The following is a 16065-nucleotide window of genomic DNA, read 5'->3' as shown; positions in this document are numbered from 1 at the left end:
GGCCGCCTTTCACTACCAGGACGCCGCCGCGTCCGCCGCCGTGACAACCGCCGACAATTTTTCCGGGTTCAGCACGCTGTAGACCTCGGCGATGCGCCCGTCCACCACCTGCACCGTGGTGACCGAATGCAGGCGTTGACCATCGAAGCGCAGGATCGCCGGTTCGCCGTTTACATAGCCCAGCTGCGCGGTGTGGCCCAGGCCGCGCTGGGCAATGGCCCAGAACAGCCGGCCGATGCGCTCGGCGCCCAGCAGCGGCCGGATCGCGGCGGTGACCACGCCGCCGCCATCGGAGACCAGGCGCGCGTTGGCATGCAGCAGGGCCTGCACGGCCTGGCTGTCGCCCTGCTGGGTGGCGTGCATGAAGCGCGCCAGCAGTTTGCGGTGCTGGCTGGCATCGGCGTTGAAGCGCGGGCGCCCGGCCTGCAGACGCTGCCGGGCCCGATGCACCAGCTGGCGGCAGTTGGCCTGGCTGTGGCCGATCAGCTCGGCGATCTCGGCATAGTCGTGGTCGAACACTTCCTTCAGCAGGAACGCGGCGCGCTCTTCCGGTCCCAACTGTTCCAGCAGGGTCAGGAAGGCCACCGACACATCGTCGGCCAGCGCGTGGCGTTGCGCCGGGCCAGGGGCCGGGTCGGGCTCGAGGCTGATCGCGAGCGGTTCGGCCAGCCACGGGCCCACGTAGTGCGCGCGCTCGCGCCGGGCCGCGCGCAGGCGGTCCAGGCCCAGTCGCGTGGTGGCGGTCACCAGCCACGCCTCGGCATCGCGCACGCTGGCCGGGTCGGCGCCGGACCAGCGCAGCCAGGCGTCCTGGACGACATCCTCGGCGTCGGCGCGGCTGCCCAGCAGGCGGTAGGCCAGCGCCATCAGGCGCGGGCGGTGGGTCTGGAAGGTCGATTCAGCGTTCATGTTGGCAAGGACGCCAGAGAGGACGGGGGCGTGACAAGGGGGCGGGGTCAGAGCCCTTTCCCGCGGAAAGGGATCTGCCCCTGCGAATCTACGCGCAGTCGGCGGAGGGGGTAAAATGGGCGGATTACCCCCGCCAGCCTTGAGCAAGCGAGCAAGCCGTGACATCGATCAAGCAGGAAGACCTCATCCAGTCCATCGCCGACGCGCTGCAGTACATCTCGTACTACCACCCGGTCGACTACATCAAGAACCTCGCCGCTGCCTACGAGCGCGAAGAGTCGCCGGCCGCGAAGGAAGCGATGGCCCAGATCCTGATCAATTCGCGGATGTGCGCCGAAGGCCACCGTCCGATCTGCCAGGACACCGGCATCGTCACCGTGTTCCTGGAAATCGGCATGGACGTGCGTTGGGACGACGCCACCATGGGCGTGGAAGACATGGCCAATGAAGGCGTGCGCCGCGCCTATCTGCACCCGGACAACAAGCTGCGCGCCTCGGTGCTGGCCGATCCGGCCGGCAAGCGCATCAACACCAAGGACAACACCCCGGGCGTGGTGAACGTGAAGGTGGTGCCGGGCAACACGGTCGATGTGATCGTGGCCGCCAAGGGCGGTGGTTCGGAAGCCAAGACCAAGTTCGCCATGCTCAACCCGTCCGACTCCATCGTCGACTGGGTGCTGAAGACCGTGCCGACCATGGGCGCTGGCTGGTGCCCGCCGGGCATGCTCGGCATCGGCATTGGCGGCACCGCCGAAAAGGCGATGCTGCTGGCCAAGGAAGCGCTGATGGAGCCGATCGACATCACCGAGCTGCAGGCCCGTGGTGCATCCAACCGCATCGAAGAGCTGCGCCTGGAATTGTACGAAAAAGTCAATGCGCTGGGCATCGGCGCGCAGGGCCTGGGCGGCCTGACCACCGTGCTGGACATCAAGATCAACGATTACCCGACCCACGCGGCCAACCTGCCGGTGGCGATGATCCCGAACTGCGCGGCCACCCGCCATGCGCACTTCACCCTGGATGGCAGCGGCCCGGTGATGCTGGACCCGCCGTCGCTGGAAGACTGGCCGAAGCTGACCTACGACGCGTCCAAGGGCACCCGCGTGGACCTGGACACGATCACCCCCGAAGACGTGGCCAACTGGAAGCCGGGCCAGACCCTGCTGCTCAACGGCAAGCTGCTGACCGGCCGCGACGCCGCGCACAAGCGCATGGTCGACATGCTCAACAAGGGTGAGGAACTGCCGGTCGACCTGAAGGGTCGCTTCATCTACTACGTGGGCCCGGTCGATCCGGTGCGCGATGAAGTGGTGGGCCCGGCCGGCCCGACCACCGCCACCCGCATGGACAAGTTCACCGAACAGGTGCTCGCCCAGACCGGCCTGCTGGGCATGGTCGGCAAGGCCGAGCGCGGCCCGGCCGCCATCGAGGCGATCAAGAAGCACAAGTCGGCCTACCTGATGGCCGTCGGTGGTTCGGCCTACCTGGTGTCCAAGGCGATCAAGGCGGCCAAGGTGGTCGGCTTCGCCGATCTGGGCATGGAAGCGATCTACGAATTCACCGTGCAGGACATGCCGGTGACCGTGGCGGTCGATTCCACCGGCGAATCGGTGCACAAGACCGGCCCGCGCGAATGGCAGGCCCGCATCGGCAAGATTCCGGTGGTGGTGGAGTAATCCGCAACGGGATTACGGAAAACGGCGCCGCAGGGCGCCGTTTTTCGTTGGCGGGCCATGATCGCCCGCGACACGACGGGGTAGAGTCGACTGTCAGTCGACTATCGCGCGCAGCGCGGGGTTTTCGTGGCCTGCGCGAAGGGCAGTCGACTGACAGTCGACTCTACCGAGCGGGTTTGATCGACCGGTGGCGGTCCCGTGGTCAGATCCCCGAAGGGGCTCTGACCCCAGGGCCAAGCGCAGGGCCAGCCGAGCATGGCTCGGCTCTACCGGGGCGGGTGGCCGCGCGTAGCGCGGGATTTTCGTGGCCTGGGCGAACAGCAGTCGACTGACAGTCGACTCTACCAAGGCGGGTGGCTTACAGCAGCTCCAGCACGGTTTCCGGCGGTCGGCACAGCCGCGTGCCCTTGGGCGTGCGCACCACCGGTCGATTGATCAGGCGCGGGTGTTCGGCCATCGCGGCCAACAGCGCGGCGTCATCCGCATCGGCCAGGCCCAGTTCGGCGAACTGCGCCTCCTTGCTGCGCACCAGCTCAGCGGCGCTCAGGCCGGATTCGGCCAGCACCGCACGCAGGGTCGCGATGTCAGGCGGGGTGCCCAGGTAATCGACCACCACCGGTTCGATGCCGGCCTCGCGGATCAAGGCCAGGGCCCCGCGCGAATTGCTGCACGCCGGGTTGTGCCAGATCGTCACGGTCATCAGAACCACTCCAGCAGCGACACGCCAACGCCCACGTAGGTGGCCTTGTGGTTGTAGTCGATCAGGCTTTCGCCGTAGCCGTCGAAGATCTGCACGTGGCCGCGCAGCAGGTTGCTGATCGGGAAGCCGTAATCGAGCTGCAGCGCGCCGTGCGAGCGGTCGCCGGTGCGCAGCGAATGGCGTGCCATCAGCGAGACCTCGTGGCCGTTGCGGTTCCAGATCAGCGTGGCATCGCCACGGCCCATGTAGTCTTCGATGTCCGGGTTGTTGTCGTCGCTGCGCGTTTCCGGAATGCGGTACCAGGGCCGCAGTACCAGCGCCCAGTTCTCGCGGTCCAGGCCGATGTTGAGCATCACCCGGTTCCAGCTGCGCGACAGCGGGTCGGCGCGGCCGTTGGACTGGTGGTTCAGGCTGATGCCGGTCATGCGCCCGCGCCAGCCGCCAATCGAATAGCCGTTGCGGAACACCATCATCACTTCCGGCTCGTAGTTCGTTTCGCGGAAGGGGCGGGAATTCTCGGCGTTGTAGGCCTGCCAGCGGGAGCTCTGGGTGTAGCCGGCCCAGATATCGCCGTTGTCGCCGAACAGGTTCTCGGCGATCTTGGTCTTGAAGCTGATCTGGAACTTCAGCTCGGTGCTGTCCAGCACCTGCGGCGTGGTCACGCTGTTGGCCGGGTTCGGCGACTGCGGCATCTGGTTCTTGTCGCTGGTCCAGAACGCGGGCAGCAGGTACACCGGCTTATAGGCGCGCAGCTGGAACGGGCCCAGCTTGGAGTCTTCGGCCAGTTCCCAGCGGCTGTCCAGCAGCGAGCCACGGCCGGCGTTGGCCAGCGCGCTGTCATCCGGGGCAGGGCGGAAGATGTCACCCACGCGGGCGCGCAGGTTCTCTTCACCCTGGCTCAGGCGTGCGGCGCGGCGTTGTTCGCGCAGCGTCTGTGCGGCCTGCTGGGCGGCCGCATCGGCGGCGGCGGTGGCCTCGGCACTGCGGCCGAACAGCCGGTCGTAGCAGGCCAGGCGGGCGGCGTCGGTGTCGATGGCCGCGCAACCGGCCGGTGTGGTGGTGGCGGTCGGCACGATCTCCTGCGCGGCCACGGGTGCGGCGGCCAGGGCCAGCGCCAGCGGAGCAAGGCGGGGGAGCAGAGCGGGGAGGGTCATTGCAGCAGGCCCTTCAAAATGAATACGGTGGATGCACAGTGTGGCGGCTGCCCGCACCTGCGGCCAGCCCCTTCGGTTTATGCCCGGCACCGGCGTGCGTGGGGTGTGAAGACGGGGGCGTCAGAAGAACCACGCAAAGGCGAACAGCCCCAGCATGGCGATGACCAGCGCCAGCTTCAGTGCCAGCCCCAGCAGGATGCCCAGCCAGGTGGCCAGGCCCACCTTGGTGGAGCGGCCCAGCTCGCGGCTGTGCCAGTACTCGCCCAGCAGGGCGCCCACCAGCGGCCCGGCGAACAGGCCGATGGGCATGAAGAACAGGCCCACGATGCTGCCCACGAAGGTGCCCCACAGCGCCTTGCGGCTGGCGCCGACCCGTTGCGCACCCACCACCGTGGCCAACACGTCGACCAGCAGCGACAGCACGGTCAACACGGCCAGGATCACCAGGGTGGGCCAGCCCACATGCGCGAAACCGTCAGCCCAGGCAGCCAGCAGCAGGCCCAGGAACACCAGCGGCACCCCCGGAAGGGCCGGCAGCACGATGCCGGCCAGGCCGACCAGGACAGAAATGACCGCTAGCAGATACAAGATGAATGAGAGGTCCATGCTGTTCCGTATGGTTGGCTTTTTGGGGTTGACAGTGAAAGATTTTGCCAGTTGCTTTTTCGTTTTGGTCGGGTTAAGTTGCAGTCGCTGAGCTTGGCAAGGTCACCGTGGATCGTGGCCTGATGAAGCAAGATCTCACCGATCCGCTGCATCGTTGCACCTCGCTTCCCCCTTGCTTGTCAGCCGCCCAACCAGGCGTATCCAACAACAAGAGAGAGTCACCAGGGAGTTAGTGAGATGTCTGATCGCGAGAGCGGTACCGTCAAGTGGTTCAACGATGCGAAGGGCTTCGGCTTCATCAGCCGTGAAAACGGCGAAGATGTGTTCGTGCACTTCCGTGCCATCCAGACCCAGGGCTTCAAGAGCCTGAAGGAAGGCCAGAAGGTCACCTTCACCGTTGTGCAGGGCCAGAAGGGCCTGCAGGCCGATGCCGTGCAGCCGGTCTGACCGGAACGCATCGCGTTGAACGAAAAAGGCCCGCGCAAGCGGGCCTTTTTCTTTGCCAGTGGCCCGGGGAGGTCAGCGCAGGATCACCCGGCCGTTGACCACGCGCACGTAGGTGTTTTCGCGGATGCCGGCCAGGTCGCGCTGGTTCACCACCACGGTGCGGCCATCATCCATGCGCACGGTGATGTCGTAGGTATCGCTGGTCACGTTCTTCTGGATCTGGTTGCCGGCCAGCGCGCCACCCACCGCGCCAGCGGCGGCGGCGATGTTCTTGTTGCCGCGGCTGCCGCCGGTGTGGTCGGAAATCTCATGGCCGGCAACGGCGCCGACCAGGCCGCCCAGGATCGCGCCGGTGGCGGCAGGTGCGGTGCGGCCCGAGGCCACGGTGTTGATGCGGGTGACGATGCCGCAGTCCGCGCAACGGCCCTGGTTGTAGCCGGAGTTGTTGCCGTAGCCGCCGTTGTTGTAGCCATTGTTGTAACCACCGCCGCCGTAACCGGGCGAGGTGGCGCAGCCGGCCAGCGCGAGGGTGGCGATGGTGGCGGCAGCGATGAGCTGGATCTTCATGGGGCGTCTCCTGGCCGTGAAAGCGGGTGCGGGTGGTACTGCGTCATGCAGCGGGGTGGCTGGAATCGTCCGCTTTCACACGTGAACAAGGTGCCAACCGCGACAGCGCATTCCGGCTGGAAGATGAATCAGCGGAAATCCTGGTGGCAGGCGCGGCAATCGTCCTGCACGGCCTGCACCAGTGTTGCCAGTGCTGTGCAGTCGGCGGGCGGCGCGGCCAGCGCGTCGTTGAGCCTGCCCCGGTAGGCACTGGCATGGGCCTGGAAGCGGCGGTCGTGCTGCAGTTGCGGGAAGGCCAGGTCCAGGTCGTTGGACAGCAGGCGCAACGCCTGCAGGCGCGGCACGCTGTCGGCCAGGCTGCAGCGGTTCTGCTGCTGGGCCTGCTGCAGCAGTTGCGACTGCCGCTGCATCACCTGCATCAGGCTGTCGGGAAACGGATCGCGACGGGCCTGCAGGGCACGGCCTACCATCACCGTGGCCACCAGACCGATCAGCAGGCCAAGGGCCAGCACGAACAGATAGCGGTAGGCCGTGGTATGGCCGGGGGAGGGGCTGGCAGTCATGCGGGCACTCCGGGCATGCAACGGTGGGTTCGGTTGCGGCGCGCTGTGGCGACCGCCGCCTGCACGTTAAAATAGCCGCATGAACGAACAGGTCAAAGAACGCTTCGCCGGCATTGAACGGCTGTATGGCGTGGGTGCGCTCGAGCGCCTGCAGGGCAGCCGCGTGGCGGTGGTGGGCATGGGCGGCGTCGGCTCGTGGGTGGTCGAAGCGCTGGCGCGTTCGGCGGTGGGGCACCTGACCCTGATCGATGCCGACGATATCTGCGTGTCCAACACCAACCGCCAGTTGCCCGCCATGGAAGGCAACTACGGGCGCAACAAGTCGGTGGCGATGGCCGAGCGCTGCCGTGCCATCAATCCGCAGATCCAGGTGGATGCGGTGGAGGCGTTCCTGACCACCGGCAACATGGCCGAACTGCTGGACCGCAGCTTCGATCTGGTCATCGACGCCTGCGACAGCTTCCGGGTGAAGGTGGAAACCATTGCCTGGTGCCGCCGCCGCAAGCTGCCGCTGTTGACCGTGGGCGCAGCCGGTGGCCGCACCGATCCCACCCTGGTGCGCATCCGCGATGTCTCGCGCACCGAACATGACGCCATGCTGGCGCTGATCCGCAAGAAGCTGCGCAGCGAGTTCAACTTCCCCAAGAACGCCAAGCGCTACTTCGGTGTGCCGGCGGTGTATTCGCTGGAAAACGTGAAGTACCCGCAGGCCGATGGCAGCGTCTGTGGCCTGCGCCCGAACCTGGGTGCCGATGCGGCGCTGAAGCTGGATTGCGGTGCCGGCCTGGGTGCGGCCACGCACATCACCGGAGCCTTCGCCTTCGCAGCAGTGGGCAAGGCGCTGGAGATGCTGCTGGAGCCGAAGAAGGTGAAAGCCGAAGCGGACGCCGCGTAGGACCGGTAGCGCCGGGCCATGCCCGGCGACGCGTCAGACTGCGGGCAGATTGAACAGCCGCCGGGCGTTGTCGGCGGTCGCCTGGGCCACCGCCTCTACCGCTATCCCGCGCAGCGCGGCCACGTGGCGGGCAATCACTGCCAGCCGCGCCGGCTCGTTGCGCTGGCCGCGAATGCCGGCATCGGGCTGGTCGGGTGCATCGGTTTCCAGCAGCAGCTGTTCCAGCGGCATGTCGCGCACCAGACGGTGCAGGCGCTGGGCGCGCTCATGGGTCAGCGGCCCGCCCAGGCCCAGCAGAAAGCCCTGCTTGTGCAGCTGCACGGCCTGTTCGGGGCTGCCGGAATAGCTGTGCACCACCCCGCGCAGCCCGCCGATGCGGCGTATCGCGGCGATCACCGCATCCACTGCCTTGCGCGCGTGCACGATCACCGGCAGGTCGAATTCCCGCGCCAGCTGCAACTGGCCCAGGAAATAGTCCTGCTGGGCCTGCATATCCAGATCGCCCACGAAGAAATCCAGGCCGCATTCGCCGATGGCACATGGGCGCTCGCGCTCGATCCAGTCGCGCAGCTGCTGCAGATGCTCTGGCCGGTGCTCGGCCAGGAACATCGGGTGCAGGCCGTACGCCGGGTACAGCCCCGGCGCCTGCTGGCAGACCTGTCGCAGCTTCGGCCAGCTGGCCGCAGTAACCGCCGGCACCACCTGGGCCTGCACCCCGGCCGCCTGGGCGCGGGCGATCACCGCATCGCGGTCGGGGTCGAATTCGCTGGCATCCAGGTGGCAATGGCTGTCGATCAGCACGCTCAACCCTGCTGCAACGGCGGTGGCACGGCCGCGCCGCGCTGCTTCCAGTTGGCCAGCAGCAGCGTGCCCAGGCCCAGCAGCAGCTCATCCACGAACGGAATCGGGTCCGGGATGAAGAAGGTGATGGCAAACAGACCGGCGGTCAGCTTGAACAGGGTGGGGTAGCGCAGCCGGCGTGCCCATTGCAGAACCGGCAGCAGCATCGGGTTGGCCATGGTGGAAGTCCATGCGGGGAATGTGCAAACGCTACCACGGGCACAGCATTTCCAGATGCTGAATGGGTTACGGCCGTGAGCAGGAAATGTGGAGATTCCGTTCAGGCGGACCATGCTGCAATCTGTCCCAAGAACGTTGCGGATCGTCCGCAGGGAGCAGGTCATGAAAAGCACAACTACAACGGTCCTGGTCGCAGCAGGCGCACTGCTGGTCGGTGGTATCGCTACCGCCGCCTTCATGAAGAGTGGCTCGTCGGCCGATGTGGCCGGTTCGGCCCAGCCCTCGGCCGAATCCCGCCTGGCCGACGGCAGCACCGCCGATGACGGTGCGCGCACCGATACGCTCGACCCGAGCGCGCCGCGCGGGCTGGAATACGCCGATGTGCTGAAGGTCGATCCGATCACTGAAAAGCAGAAGGCCTACGCCACGGTCATCGGTACCGATGCGGTGCGCGAGACCTCCACCACCCAGACCCCGCACGAAGTCTGCCAGGACGTTGTTGTGCAGGAGCGCCTGCCCGAGCGTGATGGCAACGTCGGTGGCACCGTGGTCGGCGCCGTGGTCGGTGGCCTGCTGGGCAACCAGGTCGGTGGCGGCAACGGCAAGAAGGCCGCTACCGCTGCCGGTGCCGTGGCCGGTGGCTTCATCGGCAACCAGGTGGACAAGCGCCACGTGGGCGGCCGCGTGGTGAACCGCACCGAGCGCCAGTGCCACACCGAAACGGCCACCTCCGAATCCAGCCGCGTGACCGGCTACAACGTGACCTACCGCAACGAAGACGGCACCACCGGCACCATGCGCATGGCCAGCAAGCCGGGCAACCGCATCGCCATGGGCACCAACGACGTGGTGAAGGGGTACAACGTGACCTACCGCTACGACGGTGCCGAAAAGACCGTGCGCCTGGACAACAAGCCGGCCAGCGATCGCCTGCCGGTGGTCGACGGCCAGCTGGTCACCCAGACCGCGGCAGCGGGCGATACGGCGGCCAACCGCCAGTAACGCACGCAGCGCAATGGGAATCGGACAGGCCGGCATTTGCCGGCCTGTTTCGTTTGCGGGTCTGGATTCCGGGCCGGTATCGACGATGATGTCCGGCCATGGTCTGGCAGAGGAACCGGAATGAGCATCTTCGATCTGCGCATCGAAACCGAGCGGCTGATCCTGCGTCCGCCGCAGGCGCAGGACCTGGAACCTTACCTGGCGTTCTGTGCCGATGAAGAAACGATGCGCAGCCTGGGCGGGGTGCAGCCACCGTCGGTGGCCTGGCGCAGTTTCTGCAGCCTGGCCGGTGCCTGGCAGTTGTTCGGGTACTCGATGTTCAGCGTGATCGAAAAAGCCAGCGGTGAGTGGGTCGGCCGCATGGGCCCCTGGCAGCCGCTGGGCTGGCCCGGCCCGGAGGTGGGCTGGAGCGTCCGCCGCGCCAGTTGGGGCCAGGGCTATGCGCCGGAAGCGGCGGTGGCGGCCATCGATTGGGCCTTCGCTACGCAGGACTGGCAGGAAGTGATCCATACCATTGCCGAGGACAACGAAAAATCCAGGGCCGTGGCGCGCAAGCTGGGCAGCCAGCTGCTGCGCATGGGCCAGTTGCCGCCGCCCTACCAGGGCGCGCCGCTGCAGATCTGGGGGCAGTCGCGCGCGCAGTGGCAGCAGCGCCCGCGCTGATTGTGTGACGGCCTGCGCGGCGATGCTGCATCCGCGCTTGGCAGCGCTGCCAGCAGTTGCCAGACTGCACCCAGCCGGCCGTCGGCCGGGTTTCGCTGGAGCAGGCAATGGTGGAAGAACGCGTTCCGTTGACGGTGCATGGCATGTCGGTGTCCGGCAACTGCCACAAGGTGCGGCTGCTGCTGGAACAGGTGGGCAGCCGCTACCGCTGGGTGGAAGTGGACAGTGCGCATGGCCAGACCCACACGCCTGAATTCCTGGCGCTCAATCCCAATGCCAAAGTGCCGTTGATCGTGCGCGATGACGGCCGCGTGCTGACCGAATCCAATGCGATCCTGTTCTGGCTGGCCGAAGGCACCCCGTACCTGCCGGCCGATGGCTGGGAGCGCGCGCAGGCCCTGAGCTGGATGTTCTTCGAGCAGTACACCCATGAGCCCTGCATCGCGGTGGCGCGCTTCATCCGCGGCTGGACCGAGCAGGATTCGCCGCGCCGGGCCGAGCTGCCGCGCCTGCACGAGCGTGCGCAGCACGCGCTGGCGGTGATGGAACAGCACCTGCGGCAGGCGATGTGGTTCACCGGCAGCCATTACGGTATTGCCGATATCGCGCTGTTTGCCTACACGCATGTGGCCGAAGACGGTGGCATCAGCCTGCAGCCGTTCCCGGAAGTACGCGGCTGGCTGCAGCGGGTGCGCGAACAACCGCGCTTCGTGCCCATGCCGGCGGTCACCGCCGAGGTGCAGGCACGCCTGGATGCACGCGGGTAGGTAGCGCCGGGCCATGCCCGGCGGAATGCAGCAACGACACGGAGGGTGTTCGATGTTTGCAGTCGTTCCAGATCCGATTCCCGCACGCATGCGCGCGCTGAACCGCGCCGAGGTGTGCGACGTCAATTTCCTTGAAGCGGTGCGTGGATGGGATGGGGTGGCGCGACAGCGCCCGGCACCGAATGCGCCGATCCTGCCCGGCAGCGGCCTGGGCGCCGCCGCGTTCGGCGAGCTGTTCGAATCACAGCTGGCCAGCCGCCAGCTGGACCTGATGGCCCGCGTGCTGCGGGTACAGAACAAGGTCTTCTACACCATCGGTTCGTCCGGGCATGAAGGCAACGCGTTGCTGGCGCGGGCGTGCCGGCACACCGATCCGGCCTTCCTGCACTACCGGTCCGGGGCGTTCATGATCGAGCGTTCGCGGCACGTGCCCGGGCTGGACCCGCTGCGTGATGCGGCGCTGTCCTTTGCCGCCAGCGCCGAAGACCCGGCCAGCGGGGGGCGGCACAAGGTCTGGGGCAGCCGCCCGCTGTGGGTGCTGCCGCAGACGTCCACCATTGCCTCGCACCTGCCCAAGGCGGTCGGCACCGCCCTGGCCATCGAGAGCGGCAAGCGCCTGGGGCAGCCACTGCCGATTCCGGCCGACAGTCTGGTGCTGTGTTCCTTCGGCGATGCCTCGGCCAACCATGCCACCGCGCAGACCGCGTTCAACACCGCCATGTGGGCCGCCTACCAGAAGCTGCCGGTGCCGGTGCTGTTCGTCTGCGAAGACAACGGCCTGGGCATTTCGGTGAAGACGCCCGAAGGCTGGATCGCCGAACGTTTCAGCCGCCAGCCGGGCCTGGATTACTTCTTTGCCGATGGTCTGGACCTGGCCGCCGGCCACAGCCAGGTGCAGGCCGCGGTGGAGCACTGCCGGCGCACGCGGCGGCCCACCTTCCTGCACCTGCGCACCACGCGGCTGATGGGCCACGCCGGCACCGACTTCGAGGTGGAATGGCGCGCGCTGGCCGACCTGTGCGCGGCCGAGGCGCAGGACCCGCTGCTGCGCTCGGCGCAGATTGCGCTGGAATCGGGTTGGATGACGGCCGCGCAGATCGAGCAGGCCTACGAAGACCTGCGCGCACGCTGCCTGACGGCGGCCCATCAGGCCGATGCACGGCCGAAGCTGCAGTCGCTGGACGAAGTGCTGGCGCCGCTGGCGCCGTACTCGCCGGCCGCGGTGCAGGCCGAAGCGGAGCGGGTGCTGGCGCCGGCGCTGCGTGAATCGATGTACGGCGGCGCCGATCATCTGCCCGAGGTGCAGCCGCCACGGCATCTGGCGGTGCAGATCAACCAGGCCCTGCAGGAGCTGCTGGGCAAGTACCCGCAGGCGGTGCTGTTCGGCGAAGACGTGGCACAGAAAGGCGGGGTCTACACCGTCACCCGCGACCTGCTGCGCCGCTTCGGTCCACGCCGGGTGTTCAACACCCTGCTGGATGAAACCATGATCCTGGGCATGGCCCAGGGCCTGGCCAACCTGGGCCTGCTGCCGATACCGGAAATCCAGTACCTGGCTTACCTGCACAACGCCATCGACCAGCTGCGCGGCGAGGCCTGCTCGCTGCAGTTCTTCTCCAACGACCAGTTCCGCAACCCGATGCTGGTGCGGGTGGCCGGCCTGGGCTACCAGAAGGGCTTCGGCGGCCACTTCCACAACGACAACTCCATTACCGCCCTGCGCGATATTCCCGGGCTGGTGGTCGGCTGCCCCTCGCGCGGCGACGATGCGGTGATGATGCTGCGCACGCTGGCTGCGCTGGCGCGGGTGGATGGGCGGGTGTCGGTGTTCCTGGAGCCGATCGCGCTGTACATGACCAAGGACCTGCACGCAGCAGGCGATGGCCAGTGGCTGTTCGACTATCCGCCGCCGGGGCAGGCACTGGTGCCCGACGAAGGGCGCATCTATGCGCCCGAGGCGCAGGACCTGCTGGTGATCACCTATGGCAACGGCGTGCCGATGGCCCTGCGCGCGGCACGCAGTATCGAGCAGCAGCTGGGCTGGCAGGTGCGCGTGCTCGACCTGCGCTGGCTGGTGCCGCTGCCGGCGGCGTTCATTGCCGCCCAGGCCGCCGACGCACGGCGGGTGCTGGTGCTGGACGAGGGCCGCCACAGCGGCGGGGTGGGCGAGGGCGTGGTGACCGCCCTGGTCGAGGCCGGGCTGGGCCACCTGCCGCTGCGCCGGGTCTGCGGCGCCGATACCTATACGCCGCTGGCGGGGGCAGCAATGTTCGGGCTTCCAAGCGACAATGCAGTGGTTGGCGCCGCCCTGGACCTGGCGCAGGAAACCTGATGCATGTGTGGATTGGCGGGAATGTTGTTGCCGGCGGCGCAGGCCCCGGCCGAGCGGCTGCAGGCGCAGGCGCTGGCCATGGGCCAGGCGCTGCACCACCGTGGGCCCGATGACGGTGGCACCTGGGTGGATGCGGCCGCCGGCATTGCCCTGGCCCACCGGCGGCTGAGCATCCTCGACCTGTCGCCGCTGGGGCATCAACCGATGGCGTCCAGCGATGGCCGTTACGTGATGGCCTACAACGGCGAGGTCTACAACTTCGCCGAGCTGCGTGCCGAGCTGGAACCGCTGGGCCACAGCTTCCGCGGCCATTCCGATACCGAAGTGCTGCTGGCGGCGGTGTTGCAATGGGGCGTGGAAGACACCCTGCAGCGCGCCAACGGCATGTTCGCCATCGCCCTGTGGGACCGCCAGCAGCAGTGCCTGTGGCTGGCCCGCGACCGGGTGGGCAAGAAACCGCTGTACTACGGCTGGGCCGGCGACACCCTGGTGTTCGGTTCGGAACTGAAGGCGCTGTGGCAGCACCCGGATTTCGACAACGAGATCGACCGCGATGCGCTGACCCTGCTGCTGCGCCTGGATTACATTCCCGCCCCGCACAGCATCCACCAGCGCTGCTTCAAGCTGATGCCCGGCCGGGTGCTGCGGCTGGATGCGGCCACGGTGGCCGCCGGTGCGGGCGCACACCGTCCCGAGCAGGCGCAGCGGCCGTACTGGGATGCGCGTGCGCGCATGCAGTCGGCGCTGGCCGCACCGTTCCAGGGCAGCATTGAGGAGGCCGAAGAACAGCTCGACGGCCTGCTGCGCGATGCGGTATCGCTGCGCATGGTGGCCGACGTGCCGGTGGGCGTGTTCCTGTCCGGTGGTACCGACTCCTCGCTGGTGGCCGCGCTGATGCAGGCGCAGAGCGCCACGCCGGTGCACAGCTTCAGCATCGGCTTTACTGGTTCGCACCACGACGAGGCGCCGCTGGCGCGGGAACTGGCCACCCACCTGGGCTGCGACCACACCGAACTTTATGTGAGCGGTGCCGATGCGCTGGCGGTGGTGCCGCAGTTGCCGGCCATGTTCGATGAACCCTTCGCCGATGCCTCGCAGGTGCCGACCGCACTGGTCGCGCGGCTGGCGCGGCAGGGCGTGACCGTGGCGCTGTCTGGCGACGGTGGCGACGAACTGTTCTTTGGCTACATGCGCTACGTGCGCGCGCTGCGCAACTGGCAGATGCTGGGGCGCGTGCCGGCGCCGCTGCGGCGCTGGATGGGCGCGCGTGCGCACCAGCAGGGCGAGGCCTCGCGCACCGGCGGGCTGGCCGCGCTGCTGGCCGAAACCGGCGCGCGCGGTATCGGCGATGTGTACCGCAACCGCATTTCGCGCTGGCGCGACCCGGCGGCGGCGGTGATCGGTGCACGCGAGGCGGGCAGCTTCTACGACCTGGCCGACCCGCTGCACGGGGCCGGCACCCCGGCCGACGCGATGATGCTGGCCGATTTCGTGTCCTACCTGCCCGATGACCTGCTGTGCAAGGTGGACCGCACCTCGATGGCGGTCAGCCTGGAGGCGCGGGCACCGCTGCTGGATTGGCGGGTGGCCGAATTTGCCTGGTCGCTGCCGCTGGCGTTCAAGCGCAGCCAGGACACCAGCAAGGTGCTGCTCAAGCGCGTGCTCGGCCGCTACGTGCCGCAGAACATGGTGCATCGACCGAAGCGCGGCTTTGGCGCACCGGTGAGCGACTGGCTGAAGGGCGACCTGCGCCCGTGGGCCGACGATCTGCTGCAGCCGGCGCGGCTGGAGCGCGAGGGCGTACTGTCGGCGGCGGCGGTGCAGCCGCTGTGGCAGCAGTTCCTGGGCGGCCAGCGCAAGTGGCATACCCATCTGTGGAACGTGCTGATGTTCCAGGCCTGGCAGGACCATTGGCGGCAGGTGCGCGCAGGCGTCACCCGCGGCTGATCTTCACCGGGGCACATCGGGCCGGCCGCTAGGCTGGCCCTTTCCCCGTCAGGAGTGTGCCGCCATGCCTGTACCCACCATCGCCGTGTTCGTTGGCAGCCTGCGCAAGGAATCGTGCAACCGCCGGTTGGCGCTGGCCCTGGAGAAGCTGGCCGGCGAGCGCGCGCGGTTCCAGTACGTGCGCATCGACGATCTGCCGCTGTACAACCAGGATTTCGATGGCAGCTACCCGGCCCAGGGCACCCGTCTGAAGGACGAGGTGCGCGGTGCCGACGCGGTGCTGTTCGTCACCCCCGAATACAACCGCTCGGTGCCGGGCGTGCTGAAGAACGCCATCGACATCGGCTCGCGGCCGTATGGCGACAGCGCCTTCGGCGGCAAGCCGGCGGCGGTGATCGGTGCCTCCATCGGCCAGATCGGCACGGCCGTGGCCCAGCAGCACCTGCGCAACAGCCTGGCCTTCCTGGACATGCACGTGCTCGGCCAGCCCGAAGCGTTCATCCACTTCAAGGATGAGCTGATCGGCGCCGATGGCACGATCCACAACGAGGGCACGCAGAAGTTCCTGCAGGGCTATGTGGACCGCTTCCTGCAGTTGATCGCGCTGCACGCCAAGGGCGACTGAGGTTGCCAGCGGGGTCAGAGCCCTCTGCTGCCGGGGTCGGATCCCGTCGCGAAGCGGCGGGCTCTGACCCCCGTTTCCCGATCTGCGATAATGACCAGCTCAGGCTTGGCAACCGCGCTGTGTCGCGGTAGCCATCCCCCGTTCGTCCACGGCTTATCCACAGAGTTGTCCATGGCCGCCGGTGTGGGTGCA

The 16065-nt window shown here is 67.8% G+C and carries 17 protein-coding genes; 9 read left to right on the top strand and 8 right to left on the bottom strand.

Annotated features, from left to right (window positions below; genetic code table 11):
- Positions 1 to 12: 12 nt before the first annotated feature.
- Positions 13 to 909 carry an RNA polymerase sigma-70 factor gene (locus C1930_RS12770; RefSeq protein WP_108771908.1) on the bottom strand — a complete coding sequence of 299 codons (897 nt, stop codon included), beginning with the start codon at positions 907 to 909 and terminating at the stop codon, positions 13 to 15.
- Between the two features lie 158 nt (positions 910 to 1067).
- On the opposite strand from C1930_RS12770, the gene C1930_RS12765 reads away from it, so the two are divergent.
- The gene (locus C1930_RS12765; protein ID WP_108753578.1) at positions 1068 to 2585 is read left to right on the top strand and encodes a fumarate hydratase; all 1518 of its coding nucleotides are present in this window, start codon (positions 1068 to 1070) and stop codon (positions 2583 to 2585) included.
- Positions 2586 to 2943: 358 nt separating this feature from the next.
- Here the strand turns inward: C1930_RS12765 and arsC are convergent, their stop codons facing one another.
- The 3 genes from arsC to C1930_RS12750 form a co-directional block, all read right to left on the bottom strand.
- A complete protein-coding gene (gene arsC, locus C1930_RS12760; RefSeq protein ID WP_108756628.1) occupies positions 2944 to 3285 on the bottom strand; it encodes an arsenate reductase (glutaredoxin) in 342 nt (113 codons plus the stop codon).
- Positions 3285 to 4439 carry a phospholipase A gene (locus C1930_RS12755; protein ID WP_108756627.1) on the bottom strand — a complete coding sequence of 385 codons (1155 nt, stop codon included), beginning with the start codon at positions 4437 to 4439 and terminating at the stop codon, positions 3285 to 3287. Before C1930_RS12755 ends, arsC begins: the two co-directional genes overlap by 1 nt.
- Positions 4440 to 4559: 120 nt before the next feature.
- Positions 4560 to 5045, bottom strand: coding sequence for a DUF456 domain-containing protein (locus C1930_RS12750; RefSeq protein WP_108756626.1), 486 nt, complete (start codon positions 5043 to 5045; stop codon positions 4560 to 4562).
- Positions 5046 to 5282: 237 nt separating this feature from the next.
- Here C1930_RS12750 and C1930_RS12745 point away from each other — a divergent pair, with 237 nt between their 5' ends.
- The gene (locus tag C1930_RS12745) at positions 5283 to 5492 is read left to right on the top strand and encodes a cold-shock protein (RefSeq protein ID WP_065197592.1); all 210 of its coding nucleotides are present in this window, start codon (positions 5283 to 5285) and stop codon (positions 5490 to 5492) included.
- Positions 5493 to 5564: 72 nt separating this feature from the next.
- On the opposite strand, the gene C1930_RS12740 is transcribed toward C1930_RS12745, so the two are convergent.
- Both C1930_RS12740 and C1930_RS12735 read right to left on the bottom strand, forming a co-directional pair.
- Positions 5565 to 6059, bottom strand: coding sequence for a glycine zipper 2TM domain-containing protein (locus C1930_RS12740; RefSeq protein ID WP_108750065.1), 495 nt, complete (start codon positions 6057 to 6059; stop codon positions 5565 to 5567).
- A 128-nt stretch (positions 6060 to 6187) separates the two neighbouring features.
- Positions 6188 to 6622 carry a hypothetical protein gene (locus tag C1930_RS12735; RefSeq protein WP_108771907.1) on the bottom strand — a complete coding sequence of 145 codons (435 nt, stop codon included), beginning with the start codon at positions 6620 to 6622 and terminating at the stop codon, positions 6188 to 6190.
- Positions 6623 to 6701: 79 nt separating this feature from the next.
- Between C1930_RS12735 and C1930_RS12730 the strand changes: the two genes are divergently transcribed.
- On the top strand, positions 6702 to 7517 hold the full coding sequence (locus tag C1930_RS12730) for a tRNA threonylcarbamoyladenosine dehydratase (RefSeq protein ID WP_108756624.1): 816 nt from the start codon (positions 6702 to 6704) through the stop codon (positions 7515 to 7517).
- 33 nt (positions 7518 to 7550) lie between these two features.
- Here C1930_RS12730 and C1930_RS12725 read toward each other — a convergent pair whose 3' ends face one another.
- Positions 7551 to 8324: a TatD family hydrolase gene (locus C1930_RS12725; RefSeq protein ID WP_108756623.1), complete on the bottom strand. Its 774-nt coding sequence runs from the start codon at positions 8322 to 8324 to the stop codon at positions 7551 to 7553.
- A complete protein-coding gene (locus tag C1930_RS12720) occupies positions 8321 to 8536 on the bottom strand; it encodes a DUF6116 family protein (RefSeq protein ID WP_108750061.1) in 216 nt (71 codons plus the stop codon). Before C1930_RS12720 ends, C1930_RS12725 begins: the two co-directional genes overlap by 4 nt.
- 163 nt (positions 8537 to 8699) lie before the next feature.
- Between C1930_RS12720 and C1930_RS12715 the strand changes: the two genes are divergently transcribed.
- From C1930_RS12715 to C1930_RS12690, 6 genes are all read left to right on the top strand, one after another.
- Positions 8700 to 9539 carry a glycine zipper 2TM domain-containing protein gene (locus tag C1930_RS12715; RefSeq protein ID WP_108756622.1) on the top strand — a complete coding sequence of 280 codons (840 nt, stop codon included), beginning with the start codon at positions 8700 to 8702 and terminating at the stop codon, positions 9537 to 9539.
- A 120-nt stretch (positions 9540 to 9659) separates the two neighbouring features.
- The gene (locus C1930_RS12710; protein ID WP_108771906.1) at positions 9660 to 10202 is read left to right on the top strand and encodes a GNAT family N-acetyltransferase; all 543 of its coding nucleotides are present in this window, start codon (positions 9660 to 9662) and stop codon (positions 10200 to 10202) included.
- A gap of 107 nt (positions 10203 to 10309) precedes the next feature.
- Positions 10310 to 10969: a glutathione S-transferase family protein gene (locus C1930_RS12705; protein ID WP_108756620.1), complete on the top strand. Its 660-nt coding sequence runs from the start codon at positions 10310 to 10312 to the stop codon at positions 10967 to 10969.
- Between the two features lie 52 nt (positions 10970 to 11021).
- Positions 11022 to 13301: a thiamine pyrophosphate-dependent enzyme gene (locus C1930_RS12700; RefSeq protein ID WP_108771905.1), complete on the top strand. Its 2280-nt coding sequence runs from the start codon at positions 11022 to 11024 to the stop codon at positions 13299 to 13301.
- 3 nt (positions 13302 to 13304) lie between these two features.
- Positions 13305 to 15248, top strand: coding sequence for an asparagine synthase (glutamine-hydrolyzing) (gene asnB / locus C1930_RS12695; protein WP_108771904.1), 1944 nt, complete (start codon positions 13305 to 13307; stop codon positions 15246 to 15248).
- 64 nt (positions 15249 to 15312) lie between these two features.
- Complete coding sequence (locus C1930_RS12690; protein WP_108771903.1) at positions 15313 to 15873, top strand: NAD(P)H-dependent oxidoreductase; 561 nt, start codon at positions 15313 to 15315, stop codon at positions 15871 to 15873.
- Positions 15874 to 16065: the final 192 nt, after the last annotated feature.

Origin of the sequence: Stenotrophomonas sp. SAU14A_NAIMI4_8, assembly GCF_003086695.1 — a bacterium.
In the GTDB taxonomy this organism is placed as follows: domain Bacteria; phylum Pseudomonadota; class Gammaproteobacteria; order Xanthomonadales; family Xanthomonadaceae; genus Stenotrophomonas.
The sequence above is the reverse complement of the archived record's forward strand: the minus strand, read 5'-3'. Positions and strand labels throughout refer to the sequence as shown.